17 protein-coding genes are annotated in these 15,412 nt (G+C 40.7%); 9 read left to right on the top strand and 8 right to left on the bottom strand.

The features are described 5' to 3' along the window. The first annotated feature begins 13 nt into the window (after positions 1-13). From S4054249_RS24535 to S4054249_RS24525, 3 genes are read left to right on the top strand one after another with little or no spacing between them, the layout of a single operon-like run. Positions 14-811 (top strand): D-glutamate cyclase family protein, encoded by a 798-nt coding sequence (locus S4054249_RS24535; RefSeq protein WP_046357666.1) that lies wholly within the window; start codon positions 14-16, stop codon positions 809-811. Positions 812-828: 17 nt separating this feature from the next. Next, positions 829-1,563, top strand: a complete 735-nt coding sequence (locus S4054249_RS24530; RefSeq protein ID WP_046357665.1) for a 5-oxoprolinase subunit PxpA — start codon at positions 829-831, stop codon at positions 1,561-1,563. Positions 1,564-1,590: 27 nt separating this feature from the next. Then, on the top strand, positions 1,591-2,148 hold the full coding sequence (locus S4054249_RS24525) for a GNAT family N-acetyltransferase (RefSeq protein WP_046357664.1): 558 nt from the start codon (positions 1,591-1,593) through the stop codon (positions 2,146-2,148). A gap of 50 nt (positions 2,149-2,198) precedes the next feature. On the opposite strand, the gene S4054249_RS24520 is transcribed toward S4054249_RS24525, so the two are convergent. Then, positions 2,199-4,337: a beta-propeller domain-containing protein gene (locus S4054249_RS24520; protein WP_046357663.1), complete on the bottom strand. Its 2,139-nt coding sequence runs from the start codon at positions 4,335-4,337 to the stop codon at positions 2,199-2,201. A 155-nt stretch (positions 4,338-4,492) separates the two neighbouring features. Here S4054249_RS24520 and S4054249_RS24515 point away from each other — a divergent pair, with 155 nt between their 5' ends. From S4054249_RS24515 to S4054249_RS24500, 4 genes are read left to right on the top strand one after another with little or no spacing between them, the layout of a single operon-like run. After that, on the top strand, positions 4,493-5,488 hold the full coding sequence (locus S4054249_RS24515; RefSeq protein ID WP_046357662.1) for a MipA/OmpV family protein: 996 nt from the start codon (positions 4,493-4,495) through the stop codon (positions 5,486-5,488). Beyond that, on the top strand, positions 5,478-5,879 hold the full coding sequence (locus tag S4054249_RS24510) for a DUF3019 domain-containing protein (protein ID WP_052961097.1): 402 nt from the start codon (positions 5,478-5,480) through the stop codon (positions 5,877-5,879). The genes S4054249_RS24515 and S4054249_RS24510 overlap by 11 nt, the downstream gene beginning before the upstream one ends. Then, positions 5,879-6,571 carry a response regulator transcription factor gene (locus S4054249_RS24505; RefSeq protein ID WP_046357661.1) on the top strand — a complete coding sequence of 231 codons (693 nt, stop codon included), beginning with the start codon at positions 5,879-5,881 and terminating at the stop codon, positions 6,569-6,571. The genes S4054249_RS24510 and S4054249_RS24505 overlap by 1 nt, the downstream gene beginning before the upstream one ends. Positions 6,572-6,577: 6 nt before the next feature. Continuing rightward, positions 6,578-7,834 (top strand): ATP-binding protein, encoded by a 1,257-nt coding sequence (locus S4054249_RS24500; protein ID WP_046357660.1) that lies wholly within the window; start codon positions 6,578-6,580, stop codon positions 7,832-7,834. On the opposite strand, the gene arfB is transcribed toward S4054249_RS24500, so the two are convergent. From arfB to S4054249_RS24470, 6 genes are all read right to left on the bottom strand, one after another. Continuing rightward, a complete protein-coding gene (gene arfB, locus S4054249_RS24495) occupies positions 7,820-8,233 on the bottom strand; it encodes an alternative ribosome rescue aminoacyl-tRNA hydrolase ArfB (RefSeq protein WP_046357659.1) in 414 nt (137 codons plus the stop codon). The genes S4054249_RS24500 and arfB overlap by 15 nt on opposite strands. 206 nt (positions 8,234-8,439) lie before the next feature. Beyond that, positions 8,440-9,645: an ABC transporter permease gene (locus tag S4054249_RS24490; RefSeq protein ID WP_167354869.1), complete on the bottom strand. Its 1,206-nt coding sequence runs from the start codon at positions 9,643-9,645 to the stop codon at positions 8,440-8,442. Positions 9,646-9,659: 14 nt separating this feature from the next. Further along, positions 9,660-10,988, bottom strand: a complete 1,329-nt coding sequence (locus S4054249_RS24485) for an ABC transporter permease (RefSeq protein WP_046357657.1) — start codon at positions 10,986-10,988, stop codon at positions 9,660-9,662. 12 nt (positions 10,989-11,000) lie between these two features. Continuing rightward, complete coding sequence (locus S4054249_RS24480; protein ID WP_046357656.1) at positions 11,001-11,690, bottom strand: ABC transporter ATP-binding protein; 690 nt, start codon at positions 11,688-11,690, stop codon at positions 11,001-11,003. A gap of 9 nt (positions 11,691-11,699) precedes the next feature. Beyond that, positions 11,700-12,968 carry an efflux RND transporter periplasmic adaptor subunit gene (locus tag S4054249_RS24475; protein ID WP_046357655.1) on the bottom strand — a complete coding sequence of 423 codons (1,269 nt, stop codon included), beginning with the start codon at positions 12,966-12,968 and terminating at the stop codon, positions 11,700-11,702. 387 nt (positions 12,969-13,355) lie between these two features. After that, the gene (locus S4054249_RS24470; RefSeq protein ID WP_046357677.1) at positions 13,356-13,649 is read right to left on the bottom strand and encodes a hypothetical protein; all 294 of its coding nucleotides are present in this window, start codon (positions 13,647-13,649) and stop codon (positions 13,356-13,358) included. Positions 13,650-13,793: 144 nt separating this feature from the next. Here S4054249_RS24470 and nhaR point away from each other — a divergent pair, with 144 nt between their 5' ends. Further along, positions 13,794-14,687, top strand: coding sequence for a transcriptional activator NhaR (gene nhaR / locus S4054249_RS24465; RefSeq protein ID WP_046357654.1), 894 nt, complete (start codon positions 13,794-13,796; stop codon positions 14,685-14,687). Between the two features lie 51 nt (positions 14,688-14,738). Continuing rightward, complete coding sequence (locus S4054249_RS24460; RefSeq protein WP_046357653.1) at positions 14,739-15,023, top strand: SelT/SelW/SelH family protein; 285 nt, start codon at positions 14,739-14,741, stop codon at positions 15,021-15,023. Positions 15,024-15,184: 161 nt separating this feature from the next. Here the strand turns inward: S4054249_RS24460 and S4054249_RS26760 are convergent, their stop codons facing one another. Continuing rightward, positions 15,185-15,346 (bottom strand): hypothetical protein, encoded by a 162-nt coding sequence (locus tag S4054249_RS26760; protein WP_155401409.1) that lies wholly within the window; start codon positions 15,344-15,346, stop codon positions 15,185-15,187. Between the last annotated feature and the right edge of the window lie 66 nt (positions 15,347-15,412).

Here is a 15,412-nt window from a genome sequence, read left to right as displayed (position 1 = left end):
TAGTGGGGGTAATATGGATCCAAAGGCGTCCTTAACGGCACCTAACGCGATTCGTGAAATGATTCGAGCCGGTGACTATTCAGGTCCCACTAATGGGTTTGTTCCCGGCTTCACACAATGTAACATTGTGATTTTACCTAAAGCATATGCTTTTGACTTTCAGAAATATTGTCAAAATAACCATGACTGCTGTCCATTATTAGCAACCAGTGTCAACGATGGTGAATACCATTTAGACGCGCTTGGCAGCAACATAGATATCCGTCATGACGTGCCTAAATACCGCGTACTGAGAGATGGGCAATTGGTTGACGAAGTCACTGACATCAAACAAATTTGGCGAGATGACTTTGTCACCTTCGCCCTGGCAAGCTACGTGGCATTTGACTATGTCCTTAATACTTATGGTTTCGATACGATGACCTCTAGTCCTGCACACACACTGCCTATGTACATCAGTAATATTCCAAGTCTGCAAGTCGGTCCATTTAAAAGCAATAAAGTCGTCTGTCTAAGGCCGATGGATACACAAGAAATCATTCGGGCGATACAAGCAGGCAGCATCAGCAGAGTACCCCATGGTATTCCCGTACACTTTGGAAACCCGGCTGATATAGGTATTAATAATCTGCAAAAACCCAATTTTGGCGATCCTATTTTCATACCCGAAAACAAACAACCTGTTTTTTGGACGACTAGCCTTACTGCTCATCTCGCAATTACCCGCGCTGCCCCAGAATTGTGTATTATCAACAGTCCTCAACATATGCTGGTCACTGATAGGCCAGATATGGATCTGTTAATACAATAATTAAAAAGTAGGTTGGCATGCTATTAAACTGTGATTTGGGAGAAAGCTTTGGCGCATGGGAAATGGGGCTTGATAAAGAAGCGATGCCATTTATAGATATGGCAAACGTTGCATGCGGATTTCATGCGGGTGATCCAACTGTAATGCAAAAAACGATTGCGCTTGCGAAGCAGCATAACGTAATCCTGGGCGCCCACCCAAGTTACCCTGATCTTCAAGGTTTTGGTCGTCGCTCCCTAACTATGGCTAAACACGAGCTCATAAACTGTATCCACTATCAAATAGCAGCGCTGGAAGGGATGGCTAAAATCGCAGGTATGACGATCAGTTATGTAAAACCCCATGGTGCACTGTACAACGATATGATGCGTGATGAGTCTATTTTAGAGACCCTTATTGAAGCGATCCATCAATACCCTAGTGATTTAAAGTTAATGATTTTAGCCACATCACGGGCTAAACAACACCGCGCACTTGCCCAACAATATAAAGTGACTTTACTCATGGAAGCATTTGCAGATAGGTTATATACCGATGAGGGAATGCTAACACCTCGCTCTGAGCCTAACGCTGTTCATAATGAAGAGAAATTATTGGCGCAGGTAAAACTTCTCGCTGGCAATCAGTCCGTGATCACGACAAGCGGACAAAAACTAGAACTGGCAGCAGACACTCTGTGCGTGCATGGCGATAACCTTCACGCCATAAAGAAAATTGAGAAAATCAGAGCAATACTCAGCAGCCCACAATAACTATTTTCGTTATAAAGAGGCATTACGATGGAGCTTATTACACCACGCTTAAGGCTCAGGCTGATGGATAAAAACGACTGGCAACTGTTTAAAACATTAAACCAAAACCCAAATGTCATGGCCTATGTCGCAGATATACAAGAGCAGCAAGCCCTGAAATCAATTTTTGATGAACGCTGTGCTAGTTGGCAAAAACAAACTGATGTGTGGCTCACGCTAGTCATTGAACGGCTAGATACAAATGAATGCATTGGCTTACATGGATTTAAAGGCTTCTCTGACAAGCCAAACATTGCAGAATTGGGATTTATGTTATGTCCCACACAACAAGGCCACGGTTTTGCGTTTGAAGCATCTAAAGCCGTTATAAACTATGCATTTACTGATCAAGGGTATGACACATTATTCGCCACTGTCACTGCAGGCAACAATGCATCTGAGAAGTTACTCAACAAACTAGGGTTTACTGTTTTCCAAGTTATTAAACAGAATTATCAAATAGGTGAACAACTATTTGATGATCTTCAACTTATTTTGCATAATCCGAACCGATACAACATAAAAGCGCCACCCTGCGTAAGTTAGGTGGCGCTTGGTCTGTCCAAGATTTCGCTTGGAACATGAATGTGCGCGATTTAGAAAGGACCTGCGTTTACTTCAGGCGACTGCCATAAACTAGACCAGACGAAATTTCCATGGACATAAAAGATCGTATCTCCATGAATAACGCCTCTATCATCTGCTGCGCGCACATAAGGAACGCTTTGAGAGGGCTCATCGTACGTTGCAACACTACTACCGATGTAAGTTAAAGAGCCTGAACCTTCGGTATTAACCTCAAATGCTGCTAGCTCATTTTTGTTACCCCAAGTACTCGTATTATCATTTTGAATAGTGACCTCCCATGACTCCACAGGTAATGTCATACGGAACGTTTGGTCGCTGACTTTTAAGTAACTAAAAGCGTGGTGGTCAAATTCTACGGGGGTATATCCACCAGCAAAAACATGTTCTTTGATTAAGCTTGGTGATGTCATATCGCTCACATCAAATAAACTCACTTTGGCACCAAAAGTGGGCTCTATATCAGTAGATGAATCATCTGAAGCATTAAATGGGAAGTCGTCGACATTTTGCCCAACACCGATAAGCAGATCATCAGATACAGGATGAAGATATGCAGAATAACCTGGGATTTCGAGCGCACCAGCCATGATAGGTTCGTCCGCTTTTGATAAATCCAATACATAAAGTGGATCTATTTGTCTAAAAGTAACCACATAAGCTCGCTCACCCATAAAGCGCACAGCGTAGATATTTTCCTCTACCATGCCATTTGGCTCAACCTTACCTATCGGCGTCGGATGAGTTTCGTTTGGCAAACGTGCTATCTCTTCAAGCTCAGTCCCTTGCTGCTGCAATACAAATAGCTGATGAACCATTCCCTTAGCTTCACTAAACCGAGTAGTGACAACTCGTAACTGGTTGCCATACTCACTCAATCTAAAGGCGGCATTGCTGACATTTGCCACGAAAATCGGTTCAATCATACCTATCAAATTACCGCCAAAACCGAGCGCCCCCTCTACTGCACCGGATGCACTGTAAGCAACCTCCCCACCATTGAGTGAAAACTTATGTAAAGCGGTTTGCGATAAGTCATCGAAGCTTGATACGTCACTGGGCCAAAAACGCTTATGTAAATAAATGCTCTCTTGAGAAGCATAAACGCCGTCAGAAGGCGCGTTAATACATGTAGACTCAATGCTTGTAGGATTTTGCATAGAGATTTTAGTAATGGTCGTGATTGTATTTGCACTGTCTAATTCAGTTGCATCTGCTGGTATATAACAAGCGCTTGCATCAAACAATGGAGACGTTTCTCCAGAGTTTAAGTCCTTAATTTTAGGGATAAGATCGGACACATTGGTTTGATAAAGTGCTTGATAAATTGCCAGCTCATCCGTCTCATTAGTATCAAACGCAGCATGGTATTGGCTGATCACATACAGCTCGTTACCTATCACTCGGCTATCAAGGATCTTTCCATCAATGCGATACTGGTTTATCACCTGTGGTTGCTCTGGTGAACTTACATCAGCAAAACTCACTTCAAACGTGTTAGAAAACATATTAACTGAAGGAGAAGTAGAGGCAATATCATTGGAATCAGTGGGCGCCTCTAGCGTGAGCACTGGGTATTTGAATACTGATGCAAGACGACCCTCATGCAAATATAAATCCTGATGCCTATACAGCGAGTCAGAGGCCTCTATTTGTGTAATTTCTTCTATACCTTGGTCAGTTCGCTTCATGACACGTACATACTGCCTAAATACGGCACTTTGCGAGAGTTCTTGTTCAGAGTGAGCGGCAATATAAAGATAGTTCCCATCATATTCAATGCGATCACCTTCATCAACGCCAGCCTCAACCACATTAGTAGAAGAGAACCCTGCGCTCGACTCACCGTCAGAAACAGGTGAGGCATTGACGGGCACTGACGAATCAGTTTCATTAACAGGCACCCGACTGAGAAAAGCACCATTTTTTAGTAATGCACTGAACTCACTGGACGATGCTTTTTTTAATTTAGCAGATGACTCGCCCAGCCAATTTAATTCAGGTACGCTCGTTGGTAATTTGGTCTGTCCTTGATCTACCTTGTTATCACTATTGCTATCACTGCCTCCTCCACACGCGACCAAAGCTGGTAATGCGATTAAAGCAAGCCCTGCTCGTACAAACGAAAGAGTAACTCTTGAATAAAACATAGTTGTGCTCCTTGATTAAAAGTAACTTTACTTTAATACAGTGACGCCATTGTTCTGTTATTTCGCTCGATCTATTTGTTATTTTATGTAACCGCTTCTGGTAATTACAGAAATTACTGGTAAATTTAGCCCTAGGTTTTACAGGAGTAAATTGATTGAAACAATTTTTCATTTTGCTATCTCTTTGCTGCGGCTTATTCGCTCAGGATAGCTACGCAAACTGCAGTGAGAATAATGAGCAATGTGCAGAAATAGGTAAATGGGATTTTTCTATTGCCATTGGTGCTGGTGTTGCGACCAACCCGATCAGGGGCGGGGCTCATGTGCCTTTAGTGATATTACCTTACATTAATTATTACGGTGATAAGTTCTTCTTTGACAATACAACTGCAGGCTACACTTTTATAGAGCAAAAAAAATTCGATATCAGTCTCATTACCCAGCTCAACACTGAACAAGCATATTTTGAACGCTTCCACCCGAGCAATATCTTGGTCAAGAATTCATTCACTGGGGAGTCCAGTAACCCAGTAATAACGCCAGAACCAGATGGTTCGAATCCACCCACAAGTCAACCAGGCTCAGATGGCGTAGACTCTGATGATGACAATGGAGTTACGGGTGATGGAAATGATTCAAATAATGATAAAGAAGAGCCGGAACCAAGTGAATCGGCAGAATCTATTTCACTTGACACAATTTCTAAACGAGATTGGGCGCTGGATGGTGGCATACTGGCGAGTTGGTATTTTGAAAATTCTGCCAAATTAACCCTCGTGTTGCTGCATGATATTACAAATACTTATCAAGGCTATCACGGTCGCCTCGATTACAGTTTTGTCATTCCAACACAAACAGATAACCCTTCTCGCTTAAAGGTCAAACTTGGTGCTGAGTACAAGGACAAGCGTTTAGTGGATTACTATTATGGGATCAGCCTCAAAGACTCACAATCACAACACCACCTATATCAAGGTAAAGCGACTTTAAATCCTTATGTGGGCATTGCTTTTAACTATAAATTAAACTCGAACTGGCAGTTAAAGTTCAGTGCAAGACATACTTGGCTCGGTGCCGGCATTAAAGAGAGTCCGCTTGTAGATCAAAGCTCTACATCCAATATCTTTATTGGGGGATTGTATGAGTTTTAAGCGTTCCTCTGTCGTTATTTTATGTTTGTTATTATCAAAAGTCGTTAACGCAGAAGTTAATACGTTACCAGCAAAAAAAACAAAGCTTGAAATCAAACCCATGGTTTGCATGGTTAAATCAATGGGCCAAATTTGTGAAATGACTGTTTCAGTCGATTGGGCTATTCAAGCACCAGAAAATGTATGCTTATTCAAAAACAATACGTCTTTGCAGTGTTGGAAAGACAAACGAAAAGCAAAAGCTAATATCAATATCTCTATTTCTGAAGACATGATTTTTTCACTAAAAAACGAAAAAATGCATGTACTAGCAACACAGAAAGTGAAGATAAATGCAGCAGCAAACCGCAAGTACAGACGAAAACTAAAATCTGATTGGAGCTTTTTTTAATGGCCAATATACTTCTTGTTGAAGACGATGAAAGACTCGCAGCCCTGACGGGGCAATTTCTTGAAAGTAACGGTTTTTCAGTTACGCTGGTGAATGATGGTGCTAAAGCAGTCAACGCCATTACGGAGCAGCAACCGGATATCGTCATACTAGATATAATGCTTCCTAATATGGATGGTTTTTCCATTTGTCGTGAGGCACGTCATGCCTACTCTGGTCCGGTATTATTTTTAACGGCCAAAGACAGTGACTTTGACCATGTAAGGGGATTAGAGATCGGCGCAGATGATTATGTCATTAAACCTGTTGAACCCTATGTACTTTTAGCTAGAGTAAACGCCTTACTCCGACGCGGAGGCAAGCAGCAAAAAGAAAGCGCTGACAATCTCAAGCTTGGTCAATTAGAAGTAGACAAAGCAGCTAGAAAAGCCTACTTGTCTGGACAGGAAGTTGAATTAACGAGTTACGAATTCGATTTACTATGGGAACTTGCAAATAATGCAGGGCAAACCTTAAGCCGAGAACATATTTATAATCAAGTAGTTGGACGTGAGTATGACGGGTTAGACCGCAGTGTAGATGTGCGTATTTCACGTTTGCGTAAAAAGCTCGGTGATAACCCAGATCAACCTTTCAGATTAGTCACTGTGTGGGGTAAAGGTTATTTGTGTTCTAAGTCAGCTTGGGATTAATATTAAATGCTCCGACTGCTAGCAAGCCTATATTTCTTTGTTTTTTTTAGTATCATTGCCATTAATCAAAGCAGTGAATATATTTGGAAAAACTGGGGTAATCAAGCCCCAAGTGAATTGGGCTATGCCAAACAAGTCGCGGTTAATTTAAGAGATGTTCTAAACACCGTGGGCATCGACAATTACCCTGAAAAAAACAACCTTAATATTATTCATATAAACGATGTCGCGTGGTTTCCTGAACAGCGCGCAGCATTGAATAATGATGATGTTGTAATTTCATTTGATAGTAATGACAATTATCAGTTTTTCATGCTTTTAAATGACAAAAGCACCATCGTCAAACTGGGACCATTTGCGCCTAAGCCAAACTCAATTTTGACGAAATATACTTTCAAACTGGTTTCTTTTTCTATTTTGGCGCTTTTATTAATTTTATGGTTACGCCCCCTTTGGCGTGATTTAGAGCAGCTCAAAATAGTCACTGAGCAATTAGCTACAGGAAAATTAGACATTGAAACAAAACCCTCTCGGTTTTCTGCTATATCAACGTTAACGCAACATATTCAAAGACTAGCTCTGCAAACTGCGAGCCTGATGCAAAATCAAAAGCAACTCGTTAATGCCGTTTCACATGAGCTCAGAACGCCGTTAGCTAGGCTCAAATTTGCTTTGGCTATGCTCGCGCCAAAAGATCCACAGCAGGTTCAAGCAATGAACCAAGATGTCGTCGAAATGGAACTGTTAATCGACGAAATGCTCAGCTATGCGCGCTTGGAGTTTTCTGAACGTGAAATGACTAGAAAAGAGGTAAACTTTAGCGAACTTGTTCAAGCACAGATAGCCAAAACAAACACGTCTTCTAACAAACAAATCAGCCATCATCTCGAACCCAATGTATTTGTCGATGGCAATGATCATTATCTAGCGCGCGTAATACAAAACTTGTTGCAAAATGCAGAAAAGTACGGTGAACAACAGATAATGATCGAGCTAAAAAAAGATAATAACGACAAGATAATTCTCATTGTCAGTGATGATGGACCAGGTATACCAGAAGAGAAACGGGACTGTGTTTTCAGCCCTTTTACCCGACTTGATAGCAGTCGCAGTAAAGAAACCGGAGGATTTGGACTTGGCCTCGCCATTGTTACCAAAATACTTGGCTGGCACAACGGTAAATGTTGGATCACTGACTCTCACATAAAAGGGGCTTCGTTTCATGTATCCTTACCAATCAGCGAGAGGTTAAAACTTAACTGACTTTCGTAAAACCTTTGTTTGGGCTCTTTTATTTTTAGTATCAAGTCGCCGTCTCTGCGAGCTTTTAGTTGGTTTTGTTTGACGGCGCGTTTTTTCCACCTTGATAGCATCTAAGATCAGCTGTTTGAGCCTATTTAGTGCATCTTCTTTATTTTGCTCTTGAGTTCTAAAGTTCTGTGCTTTAAGAACAATCACACCTTCTTTGCTTATCCTGTTATCTTTTAAAGCCAATAACCTTTCTTTATAAAAAGCAGGAAGCGTCGAGCGATTAATATCGAATCGTAAATGGATAGCAGACGATACTTTATTAACATTTTGTCCGCCGGCACCTTGCGCTCGGATTGCTGTAAGCTCAATTTCCCAAGCTGACAGCTCAACATTGTTTGATAGTCGTAACATATTAACCAAACCCACCGTTTCAAATTAACCCAGTTAGCAATGTTGTAGGCCAAGCAAGGTAAAAGTACAGTATCAGTCGCTGAGTCTATCAGCGACAATGAAGTGTATAAACTGCATTATAACAAAAACGGGAAGCAAAAAGGTGGATTTTAGGTACTCAACTTTTAGTTTCAATCACTAAAAACTAAGTACCATTACGTATTCATTTACACTGTACGTGTTGCAATTGCTGGAGATAGCTGAGAGGCCTTAAATGCGGGGTATAATACGGCAATTTGACCCAGTAATATTGTGCAAATACTCCCAAAGAACATATAGCTTGGCGGCAATGTACCGAGTTCGAAAGCACTGCTGAAGGCATTACTTAAAATAATTGCGGCAATGATCCCAATAACAATACCAATTGCACATAGTACAGCATTTTCCAAAACAAAATATCTTATTATCTGTCCTTTGCTCGCCCCCATCGCACGTCTAATACCAATAAGTTTAGTACGCTTAATGATGCTATAGCGAGACTGTCCAAATATTCCCAAGGCAGTCACGATTAAAAGCCCGCCGATCACACCAAACAAGGTGTTGCTTGCAGCATTTTCGGCACTGTAAGCATTCATTTTTACCTGTTCAAATGTCTCATATTTATCAATTTTGCGCCCATAAAGAGAAGTTAAATAAGTCAACGCACTGTCTAAAACAGCATCCTGCTGGCCAAATCGAGTTCTTATGACGTAATACACCATAGAATCGGCTTCCTTTACAGGCGCGAGTACAACATGTTCAACAACGACCCATGTTGGCCAAGCAGCTTGCAGCGTGTCAATCACTCCCACTACACGCTGAGGTTTATTATTAATATATATCGTTTTGCCAACAACTTGTTCCCATTGATCTGAATACAAAGACTCGGCGAGGGATTGGGTGATCATAATATCTATCGCATCTTTATGCCCATCAGTGCGTACTGTCAATTCAGCACTAGGTGTAAACTCAGTCCCCGCAACAAGTTTGGCACCAAATGCCTTTAATAAATTCAAGTCACCGCCATAGTACCCAGAAAAAGTATCGTATTTAGAATCTGGTTTTGTTGCTATCTCGATAAATCGCCCCCAGCCGCTGAGTGGCACTCCTGAGGAGACGGATGCATATTCAACGCCTGGCAATGCGCTTAGGTTATTGAGGTCTTGCTCCAACTGGCCCGCTTGCGCAGCCTCTTCAACTGGCAAATTAGTCGCAATGTACAGTACATTTTGCTCATCGAGCCCTGACGGGCGCGCGATTGACTGACGTTTATCTATGGCTAAATAAATGGCGTTAACTAATATTGTAAATGTAATAGCAACTTGAAAAATAAAAAGAAGCGATGCGCCATAGTTACTTTTTAGTGATTTTAGGATTGGTAAAAGGTCTCTCATCTGCGTATTTCCCATCACAAGCTTTTCAATTGAGTCGCTGGCTGCACTCGAATCGCATTAGCAATCGGAAGCAATCCAAACACCAAACTTGATAACACCGACAACACCACAGTGATCAACATCAACTCGCTACTCATAGCCATAATACTTTTACTTAAGTGTGTATAAAGTTGGCTCGAAAAAAATAAACAGATTTGGGTCAGCAATAACCCTAATACCCCACCCAATAAGCCGATTATCCCTGTTTCAATCATGTACTGTTGAAACAAATCTACGCTACTTGCACCGACAGCCCGTCGCAGCGCAACTTCACCCGCCTTCCCTTGGAACTTAGTCATAATTATGCTCATCGCATTTAGTAAACAAAGCGCCAAAAAACATATTGCAAGCCACACCGCGATTTCACTATCTGATGAATATGCTTCACGTTCTTTTAAATATGCTGATGGAGACTGCAACTCATTCAATATCGGCCGTTGAAAGCGCCCTAGTGCTTTCTGCTGTTCAACATACGACTGTAAGAAATCCATGTAGGCACTCTTTTGTGACTCACCTTTTAACTCGACCCAAAAAAACACCCAAACACATTCTGATGCCCACAGAGCAGCAACAGATGAATCTGCCGCTTCTTTCCAACACTCAAATGCCTGTAAATTAGGTGACCAAAGCGCTAAATTCAATTGTGTCTGAAAAGGCACAAATACATCTCTTGGCGCTTTAAATGCGCGCGTTGATTCACCGTAAAAGCGGGGCAAGATAAACCAGTCATCTAGGACTCCAGCCACTGTAAATTGGTGCTCCCCAAGCTCTATTGTTTGTCCAACTGAATCTTGACCATCAAACAGTTTATCATTCAGCTTTTTAGAAATAACAGTAACTTGCTCTCCACTATCATCACTGCTTTTTGACCAGCTAGACCCATATAAGAATGGCACTTCAAACGAAGAAAAAAAGTCGCCGGTTGTACTGCGAACAAACGTCATTTTAGCATCCACAGCATCTTGAGTTGGCAGCTTTAGCATATCTTTAAAACCGGCAATCGGTATCTGAGCTTGCGCTTTATCATGACGTATTAGGTTTACAGCATCTTGCACTGATAAATAAATAGGCGAGGTTTCTACATCACGATTTTTGTATGCGCTCTCTGGACTCCAGTTATTGAGTCTTACTAAGAAAAGTGAATCAGATTTTGACGGCAAAGGATCCTTTGTCATCATATAGTTGATCGTATATGTCGTCATGGTTGCGGCAATGCCAACTGCAATCACGATAATTGCCAGCAGGCTCATGTAGCGAGTTTTCCATAAACTCAAAATGGCTAATTTGATATAGTAACTGATCATATATTTACCACCTTAAGCGATTTTTTGAGCAAAGTTTTTTAATTCACTTATCACCCCATCTTTTACTTCTATAACTCTGCTAGCTTGTGTCGCTTGCTCTAGATCATGGGTCACCATAATTATAGTCGTACCAGTACTATTAATTTCTTTTAGTAATGACATGATCCCCGAGGCCATTTTCGAATCTAAATTACCAGTTGGCTCATCCGCTAATAGAAAAACTGGGGAGCCTGCCAATGCTCTAGCTATCGCCACGCGTTGCTGCTGCCCACCAGATAATTGAGAAGGGAAGTGCTTTTGACGATTAGAGAGCCCCACTTTTTCGAGAGCTTGCTCTACCCGTTCTTTGCGTTGCACGCTCGATAACTTTCTGTAGCGCAGCGGCATTTCTACATTATCATAAATATTCAATTCAGGAATGAGATTAAAACTCTGAAAGATAAAGCCTATTTTTTCATTTCTTAAGCGAGATTTATCTTTGTCTCCTAGTGTTGATACCTCAACACCGTCAAGCCAATACTGGCCCTCACTGGGTATTTCAAGCAGACCTGTTATGTTAAGAAAGGTTGTTTTCCCTGATCCAGACGGACCTACTACAGCGATAAATTCACCTTGTTTCACTTCCAAATCAAATGAACTAAGCGCTTTAGTTTCGATTGTGTCTGTGCGATAAGTTTTCGCTAAATTAGCCATTCTTAACATAACTTTCCCCTATTGAACGATTCTTACACTTCCTGCTTCTTTGAATACGTCTAGGTCTGAAATTACTACTTTTTCGCCCATTGCTAGGCCGGAAATAACTTCAACTTGCCCTAAACTCTTGGAACCTAATTTGATAGATTTCTTAACTGCAATATCTTCTTCCACAACATACACAAAACGGCCTCCGCCAGACTCTGTAAATTGCCCACGAGGAAGATAAAAAACGTCACTTTTCTCTTCGAGCACGACTCGACTGGTCAATCTCTGGTTTTGTCTCAGCCCTTTAATATTCTTTTCCTTGAAGCGGATTTTGCCTTCGACTTGACCACCGACGATTTCAGGCGAAATAGCGGTTAGTTCACCTTTATACACATTTCCATTCAGCATTAGATCAGCCCCCATACCCAATGCCAGATCGTCCGCATAATTCTCGGGGATATTGACCTCAACCTCATACTGAGATAAATCTACAACACTGAGTAACGGCTGATTTTTAGTCACTGAATTTTTCTGCTCTGCGGCCAAATTTCCAACTATGCCAGCCACAGGTGACACAATAGAAAGTGAAGCAACCTGTCTTTGCAATTCAGTCACGATCACTTGTTGTGCTTCTAACTCCAGTGCACGTGTTTTAATTTCAAACTTTTGACTTTCTTTCAATAATGCAACTTCTTTAACGGCTAAGCGATATTCCCTTTGTGCATTCTCTAAATCATCTTTGGCTTTTTGGAAATCAATATCACTGACCACTTGATTCTTATGACCTTCATCATTTCGTCGCATTTCGCGTTTTGCTGCGTTCAATGCAACCAATGCTTTTCCTAAATAATTCTCTTGCTCCAAATCTTGTTTTTTAACTTGAATTTTTTCTCTATCTAATTGTGTTTGTAACCGAGTTAGTTCAGATTTTTCTTGTGCTAATAAACTCGTCAATTCAGGGCTGTCAATTGATGCTAGAGACTCGCCTACAGTGACCGTATCCCCTGGCGTAACTAGATAAGTCACTGTACCTTGAGCCGGGCTGTAAAGTGTAGGGCGTTTAGATGCGACAACCCGACCTTGGACTGAAATATCGCGAATAAATTGTCCTTTTTTAACTTCTGCGATACGAATATTTTCTAAGCGGACTGCACTTTTCCCGCTAACCCATAAAGACAATTGGGGAACTATTAAAGTAAAAAAAATAACGATACCGATAGCAACAGCGACGTAGAGCTTATAATTCCTTTTTTTTTCTATTTGCGTGTCTTGAGCACTGGTATCAGATATATATGTCATGTTACTTCCTTGAGCATTATGTAACTGCTTTTTTCATTAATTAAAATACACAACAAGCCACAAATTGTCACTTAAAATAAACATTTTATTAAAATAAATATAAATTTGTGGCTTCCCTCGTGACCGATAAGTTTTCTATATAGCCAGGTAATTAGAATATTTATACGGAGAACTTTGTCGAAAAGGATTTTAACATGATCGTCAATAGAGTTTAATCAACATTAATTTTTTTATGTATTAACGTAAACTTTAATCAACTTTTATCGAAAACAGCGGAAAGATGCAGCTTCCATGCTGCAGCAAGTGCTCAAGAACTACTCTTATTCCAAAAGAGTCAAAGGGATAATTGAGGTGTTACTGAAGAGTACTAATCTCTTCGTAAAATAATTAACATAATTTTTGTGTTAAAACAGTTTCACTATTACTAACCGCTCGGCTAATAGCTTGCACCAAGTTTTTTCCTTTGGCTTTGACAGAAATACTTGGCAAGCCCGGTAAAAGAACTTCAATACTACATTGCGTCAACGTACCGTGCAGCTTTGATGGGACTTCGTCGATGTGGACTTTAACTTTACGAATATTTGCAACATATTTAAATAATTGATCACTGACTATTTTAGATACTTTTGCCTTTGCAGCACTACCAATTGCTTTGCCCGTCATTCTTAAGTTAAGTTTCATATCTTTGACCTCGCTCATAAATACGCGCATATCACTATACAATGGTGAAATAAATGATTGCGCCCTTCACTTAAATCTACTAAGGTGGAATCAAAGATAAAAGCTGATTAAATCTTATTTAGACATCGAAATTTACGAAGTATGATGAATATAAACTACAATCACCTCTATTACTTTTGGCAAGTAAGTAAGCTAGGTAGCATTGCTGCAGCAAGTAAAGTGCTGCATCTCACCCCACAAACAATTAGTGCGCAAATCACGAGCTTAGAACAAAGACTAGGAAAACCACTTTTTGTACGTGAAGGCAGAGGGTTAAGATTAACCGAATATGGGCAACTCACCCAGCAATATGCCAATGATATGTTTAGTGTGGCGGAAGAATGGTTAGAAACAACCCGCGGTGATCTCGACAATATAAATCGTACTTTAAAAGTGGGTATTTCTGACGCTTTACCCAAGTCACTTGTTTCAAAATGGCTATCGCCACTCATTAAACATGAACGCATAACCAATTTGCATTGTATTGATGGGCAACAATCCGAGCTATTGGCTCAGATGGCAACGCACAAAATTGATTTGGTACTTGCTGATAAGCCATTGGATAGCTCTACCCCATTCAAAGCCTTTTGCCATGAAATAGGTAAAAGTCAACTCGGCCTTTACGGCAATTCCACATACTATTCCAAACTCAGCAAAAACTACCCAAATACACTCAAAGATATGCCTATCATTTTACCTGCAAAGGCAAGTCCAGTCACAAATGCAATCCAATACTGGCTCGAAGACTTAAACATAGAAATGTCTGTAGCAGGTCATGTTGACGATAGCGCGCTGATGAAAGCTTTAGGGCAACAAGGGTTTGGCATATTTCCTGCGCCTCTGTCAATCAGAGAGGAAATCGAGCGCCACTATGATGTGACATTTATAGGCAGTATCGAAAATGTTTATCAACATTATTATGCATTTACACCAGACCGACTGATAAAAGATACAATCTATTCTGAATTTGTTCAAAATGCACAGCGTGAAGGCGAGTAACCCATTTAAGTAAGCAGCGTAACTTAATCCAAATTCAATAACGAACTAAATATGAATAAACCTAAAATTACCATACATTATTGCGTACTATGCCAGTGGCTCCTAAGAAGTGGTTGGCTTGCACAGGAGCTGCTGTCGACTTTTGGGTCAGATCTCGCCGAAGTCTCTCTTGCACCGGCCAGTAAAGGCATTTTTCAAATATTTTTTAATGACAAATTAATTTGGTGTCGAGTCCAAGATAGCGGATTTCCAGAAGCTAAGGAGCTTAAAAGACGTGTAAGAGACCAATTGGACCCTAGCCGAGACTTAGGCCATATTGATAAACACCAAAGTTAAATCGATCTAAGATTTAATTTAGCGATATTCAGCTTATCGGTCTGAGCCAAGAAAAGTATCGGCTTCATTCCGCAGTAAATTACTTAGGCAGTCAAAATAAAGGCTGCCTTTTAATAAAGGCATGTACCCAAGTTTAATCAATGATAATAACAGACAATTTGTCACAGCAATTTTGATATAAACAAATAAAGTAAAAAAGAAGCAATAATGTGGCAGACAAGCGGCAGCAACATCACATAAAACTTCGCAATAAAGAAATTACCTTGTGCGCCATTGGTAAAACTATCTTCCTTTTTTATTCCAGTAGAAAACTCTTTATCCATATCTTTCACCACGGAATACATCTTCTTATAAAACGGCAACAACAAAAGAAAACCCAAAACAGCACA

Source organism: Pseudoalteromonas luteoviolacea (assembly GCF_001750165.1).
Classification (GTDB): Bacteria; Pseudomonadota; Gammaproteobacteria; order Enterobacterales; family Alteromonadaceae; genus Pseudoalteromonas; species Pseudoalteromonas luteoviolacea_G.
This window is presented reverse-complemented; position numbering and strand designations above follow the sequence as displayed.

Coding starts and splice junctions, on each gene's coding strand:
- S4054249_RS24535 (WP_046357666.1), top strand. CDS start 14: ATGGATCCAAAGGCGTCCTTAACGGCACCTAACGCGATTCGTGAAATG.
- S4054249_RS24530 (WP_046357665.1), top strand. CDS start 829: ATGCTATTAAACTGTGATTTGGGAGAAAGCTTTGGCGCATGGGAAATG.
- S4054249_RS24525 (WP_046357664.1), top strand. CDS start 1,591: ATGGAGCTTATTACACCACGCTTAAGGCTCAGGCTGATGGATAAAAAC.
- S4054249_RS24520 (WP_046357663.1), bottom strand. CDS start 4,337: ATGTTTTATTCAAGAGTTACTCTTTCGTTTGTACGAGCAGGGCTTGCT.
- S4054249_RS24510 (WP_052961097.1), top strand. CDS start 5,478: ATGAGTTTTAAGCGTTCCTCTGTCGTTATTTTATGTTTGTTATTATCA.
- S4054249_RS24505 (WP_046357661.1), top strand. CDS start 5,879: ATGGCCAATATACTTCTTGTTGAAGACGATGAAAGACTCGCAGCCCTG.
- S4054249_RS24500 (WP_046357660.1), top strand. CDS start 6,578: ATGCTCCGACTGCTAGCAAGCCTATATTTCTTTGTTTTTTTTAGTATC.
- arfB (WP_046357659.1), bottom strand. CDS start 8,233: ATGTTACGACTATCAAACAATGTTGAGCTGTCAGCTTGGGAAATTGAG.
- S4054249_RS24490 (WP_167354869.1), bottom strand. CDS start 9,645: ATGAGAGACCTTTTACCAATCCTAAAATCACTAAAAAGTAACTATGGC.
- S4054249_RS24485 (WP_046357657.1), bottom strand. CDS start 10,988: ATGATCAGTTACTATATCAAATTAGCCATTTTGAGTTTATGGAAAACT.
- S4054249_RS24480 (WP_046357656.1), bottom strand. CDS start 11,690: ATGTTAAGAATGGCTAATTTAGCGAAAACTTATCGCACAGACACAATC.
- S4054249_RS24475 (WP_046357655.1), bottom strand. CDS start 12,968: ATGACATATATATCTGATACCAGTGCTCAAGACACGCAAATAGAAAAA.
- S4054249_RS24470 (WP_046357677.1), bottom strand. CDS start 13,649: ATGAAACTTAACTTAAGAATGACGGGCAAAGCAATTGGTAGTGCTGCA.
- nhaR (WP_046357654.1), top strand. CDS start 13,794: ATGAATATAAACTACAATCACCTCTATTACTTTTGGCAAGTAAGTAAG.
- S4054249_RS24460 (WP_046357653.1), top strand. CDS start 14,739: ATGAATAAACCTAAAATTACCATACATTATTGCGTACTATGCCAGTGG.
- S4054249_RS26760 (WP_155401409.1), bottom strand. CDS start 15,346: ATGGATAAAGAGTTTTCTACTGGAATAAAAAAGGAAGATAGTTTTACC.